We start from the raw sequence: 264 nt of genomic DNA, 5'->3' as shown, positions 1-264 counted from the left end.
CGGCCCATTGGACACAAGAAGAAGATGCTGATGATACGTGGTATGGACTCCGGTTATTTTCTGTCGATGGAACGCAATTTCGTGCACCTGATACACCTGCTCTTGCTGAGCACTTTCACTATATTAAGCACAGTAAAAACCATCATACAGAATATCCTATTGTACGCCTATGCGCCTTAAGCTCCTTGCGTAGCCGGTTGATACACCACGTTGCCTTCGGGCCCAGTTATCAAGGTGAGGTGAACTACGCAAAGCAGTTATTTA

General features: G+C 46.2%; 1 pseudogene. It reads left to right on the top strand.

The features are described from left to right. Positions 1-264, top strand: a pseudogene (locus CXF89_RS19235) (IS4 family transposase); the annotation flags it as partial.

Source organism: Pseudoalteromonas sp. MelDa3, from assembly GCF_002863625.1.
Taxonomy (GTDB): Bacteria; Pseudomonadota; Gammaproteobacteria; order Enterobacterales; family Alteromonadaceae; genus Pseudoalteromonas; species Pseudoalteromonas arctica.
The sequence above is the reverse complement of the archived record's forward strand: the minus strand, read 5'-3'. Positions and strand labels throughout refer to the sequence as shown.